At 75.8% G+C, this 3,439-nt stretch carries 4 protein-coding genes and 1 pseudogene; 4 read left to right on the top strand and 1 reads right to left on the bottom strand.

Annotated features, from left to right (window positions below; translation table 11 throughout):
* On the top strand, positions 1-1,074 hold a 1,074-nt coding region (locus SSNG_RS31755; protein ID WP_165365043.1), incomplete at its 5' end, for a YcaO-like family protein.
* Between the two features lie 121 nt (positions 1,075-1,195).
* Here SSNG_RS31755 and SSNG_RS31750 read toward each other — a convergent pair.
* The gene (locus tag SSNG_RS31750) at positions 1,196-1,369 is read right to left on the bottom strand and encodes a thiazolylpeptide-type bacteriocin (RefSeq protein WP_007268044.1); all 174 of its coding nucleotides are present in this window, start codon (positions 1,367-1,369) and stop codon (positions 1,196-1,198) included.
* Positions 1,370-1,511: 142 nt separating this feature from the next.
* Here SSNG_RS31750 and SSNG_RS40470 point away from each other — a divergent pair.
* The 3 genes and pseudogenes from SSNG_RS40470 to SSNG_RS31740 all read left to right on the top strand — a co-directional run.
* A pseudogene (locus tag SSNG_RS40470) lies at positions 1,512-2,429 on the top strand (amidohydrolase); the annotation flags it as partial.
* 76 nt (positions 2,430-2,505) lie between these two features.
* Positions 2,506-2,835 (top strand): hypothetical protein, encoded by a 330-nt coding sequence (locus SSNG_RS44295; protein WP_063749930.1) that lies wholly within the window; start codon positions 2,506-2,508, stop codon positions 2,833-2,835.
* 42 nt (positions 2,836-2,877) lie between these two features.
* Positions 2,878-3,111 (top strand): DUF6296 family protein, encoded by a 234-nt coding sequence (locus tag SSNG_RS31740; RefSeq protein WP_007268042.1) that lies wholly within the window; start codon positions 2,878-2,880, stop codon positions 3,109-3,111.
* Positions 3,112-3,439: the final 328 nt, after the last annotated feature.

The raw sequence follows: 3,439 nt of genomic DNA, 5'->3' as shown, positions 1-3,439 counted from the left end.
GAAGCGCTCACCGCCTCCTACGCGGAGCTGGGCGACCGGGCCCTGAACCCGGCGGAGTGCGGGTTCTATCCGCCGGAGACCTACCGGGACGACCCGCTGGTGTCGCCCTTCGACCCCGAGCGGCCCATCCCCTGGGTGTACGGGCACTCGCTGCGCGACGACCGGCCGGTGCTGGTGCCGGCCCGGCTGGCGTACTACAGCGCGGGCCTGGCCGCCGACAACTTCGTCTTCGAGTGCTCCAACGGCTGCGCCATCGGCGGCTGCCTCGAGGAGGCGCTGCTCGGGGCGCTGCTGGAGCTGATCGAGCGGGACGCGTTCCTGCTCGCCTGGTACGGAGGACAGCGGCTGACGGAGATCGACCTGGACTCCGTACCGGGTCCGGCGGTGCGGATGATGGTGGACCGGGCGGCGTTGCAGGGGTACGACGTGCACGCCTTCGACAACCGGATCGACCTGGCGGTGCCGGTGGTGACGGGGCTGGCGGTGCGCCGGGACGGCGGGCCGGGGCTGTACTCGTTCGGCGCGGGCGCGGCGCTGGATCCGGCGTCGGCGGTGGAGGCGGCGCTGTCGGAGGTGCTCACCTACATCCCCCACCTGCCCCGGCAGGTGGCCGAGCGGCGGGGCGAACTGGAGGCGATGTCGCGGGACTTCCGCAAGGTGCTGCACCTGAAGGACCACGCCCAGCTGTACGGGCTGCCGGAGATGGCGCCGCACGCGCGGAGCTACCGGGAGCCGCTCGGCGTGCGGACGATGGCGGAGCTGTACGGGGGCTGGGAGGCCGGCGGGCGGCCGCGGACCGGCGATCTGCGGGACGACCTGCTGCTGTGCGTGCGGGAGTTGACGGAAGCCGGGCACGACGTGATCGTCGTCGACCAGACCACGCCGGAGCAGCGCCGGATGGGGCTGAGCACGGTGTGCGCCGTGGTGCCGGGGCTGCTGCCGATCGACTTCGGCTGGTCGCGCCAGCGGGCCCCGTACATGCCCCGGCTGCGGACGGCCGCGATGCGGGCCGGGCTGCGCGACGCCCCGCTGGCGGACGCGGAGGTCCGTCTGGTGCCGCACCCGTTCCCCTGACCGCGCGGGGCCCCCGCCCGGGGGTCCTCCGCGCCGCCGCCCGTGTGCCACGCCGGATGCCCCGGACCCCTTCCTGCGGGGTCCGGGGCATCCGGTGTCTGCGGGTGCGGCGCCGGGGGTGTCAGGCGCTGCAGGAGGTGGTGCTGGTGGTGGAGGAACAGGTCGAGGTGGAGCTGCAGCTCGTGGAGCCGGCGAGCACGACCTCGCTGGCGTCCGAGTAGTCCGAGATCTCGAAGGTCTCCGACTCCAGCTCCAGGATCTCGTCGGCGAGCGAGGCGAGCGGCGACTTCTCCATGGGACTCTCCTTCTGTTGGTTTCCCTGTGGGGCCCTTCCAGGAGAACCTGCGCCGCCTTCACGTCACCTGTTCATCTCCTGACACTCCTCTGACAGGAAGTGTCAGCGCCTTGACAGTCCGGCTCGGGGCCGGTGGCCGAGCATGGTCGTCATGACCGTCTCCGCGCCCGCGCTCCCCGGACTCCGGCCGCTGCTGCGGCCGTTGACCACGCTGTACCTGGACCTGCACCGCCACCCCGAGCTGTCGGGCGAGGAGGAGCGCACGGCCGGCCGGTTCGCGGACTGGCTGGAGTCCGCCGGGTACGAGACGGCGCGCGGGATCGGCGGGCACGGGGTGGCCGGGGTGCTGCGCCGGGGCGAGGGGCCGACGGTGGTGCTGCGGGCCGAGCTGGACGCGCTGCCGGTGCGGGAGACCACGGGGCTGCCGTACGCGAGCGAGGGGCCCGCGGCGCACGCCTGCGGGCACGACCTGCACCTGGCGGCGGCCGCCGGCACCGCCTCGTTGCTGGCGGGGGACGCCGCCGGGGCGTGGCGGGGCACGCTGGTGGTGGTGGGGCAGCCGGCGGAGGAGACCCTGGAGGGGGCGCGGGCGATGCTCGCCGACGGGCTGTACGAGCGGGTCGGCCACCCGGACGTGGTGCTGGCGCAGCACGCCGCCCCGCTGCCCGCCGGGATGGTCGCCCACGGGTACGGGCCGATGACCGCCGGGAGCGTGACGTTCCGGGTCGTCGTGCACGGGCGCGGCGGTCACGCGGGCGCCCCGCACCTGACGGTGGACCCGGTGGTGACGGCGGCCCACGTGGTGACGCGGCTGCAGACGGTGGTGGCCCGGGAGGCGGCGCCGTCGGAGCAGGTGGCCGTGACGGTGGGCTCGCTGCGGGCCGGCGAGCGGGCCAACGTGGTCCCCGACCGGGCGGAGCTGGGCATCACCGTACGGGCGGCCGGGGAGGCGGCGCTCGCCCGGGCGGCGGAGGCGGTCGAGCGGATCGTGCGCGCCGAGTGCGCCGCCTCGGGCTGTCCCCGGGAGCCGGAGATCGTCCGCGAGGGCTCGTCGCCCGTCACGCACCCCGATCCGGCCACGACGGCCGCGGTGCGGGCGGCGCACACGACGCGGCTGGGGCGGAGCGAGTGGCGATGTGGCCGCCGTCGCTGCCACGGAGGACTTCGGGCTGTTCGGCGACGCGGGGCGGTCCCTGCACGGGGCGCGGGGGGTGCGGCTGGCGTACTGGATGCTGGGGGTGATCGGCCCGGCCGCCTGGGCGGCGGCGCCCGGGGAGGGCGCGGCAGGGAAGCTGGCGGGCCTCCCCGCCAACCACGCCCCGGACTTCGCCCCGGACGTCCGCACGGCCCTCCCGGCCGGGGTGGAGGCGCTGGCGTCGGCGGCCCTGACCTGCCTGGCCCGGGTTCGGCGGGGTCCTTCGATGCCGCATGCGGACACCCCGCACACCATCGCAAAGCAAAGGTAAAGTCAAAAGGCGGTCCGGCGGGGTACGTCCCACGATGGACACATGAGCGTCCGACGGTACGAGCTGACGTTTCCCGGCGCCGACGGGACGGGGCAGGACACCGTGGTCGTGGAGCGCACGGAGCTGTCCGGCCCGGGCGGCCATCCGGTGTACGCCGACGCCTCCGGCATCGTCCGCGCGGAGATCAGCGACCGGGACGAGGTGCGCATGCTCGCCTCCGGCGGCCAGCAGGCCCTCGCCCACCCCACCGGGGCGCGCCGGCTGCCCGATTCCTGACCGCCGCCGCTGACCGCCGCCGCTGTGCGCCGACGGTGGGAAAGCGGGCCCGCGCCGCTCGCGCCTGCACCGTCACCGGCCGCCTTCCGTCCGATAGTCGCCAGGGTCACGACGAATCGGAGGAACGTGCGATGGACAGCGCAGGACTGCCGCGCTCGCAAGGCGCTGCTCGCGGGCGGCCTCGCGGCCCTCGCGGGCGCGCTCTCGGCGTGCACGGCCGCCGGCGCCCCACGGGGCGCGGGTACGGGGGCACGGCCCGAGGCCGCCGCGCCGAACGCGGCGGCCGGCCACGCCGGACGCGGCGTTCGCCCGGCTGATGGAGGGCAAC

This window comes from Streptomyces sp. C (assembly GCF_000158895.1).
Classification (GTDB): domain Bacteria; phylum Actinomycetota; class Actinomycetes; order Streptomycetales; family Streptomycetaceae; genus Streptomyces; species Streptomyces racemochromogenes.
Note: the sequence above shows the minus strand (reverse complement) of the source record. Positions and strands in the feature narration are given on the sequence as shown.

Excerpts from the sequence above, each read along its gene's own strand:
- SSNG_RS31740 (WP_007268042.1), top strand. The coding sequence starts at position 2,878 with ATGAGCGTCCGACGGTACGAGCTGACGTTTCCCGGCGCCGACGGGACG.
- SSNG_RS31750 (WP_007268044.1), bottom strand. The coding sequence starts at position 1,369 with ATGGAGAAGTCGCCGCTCGCCTCGCTCGCCGACGAGATCCTGGAGCTG.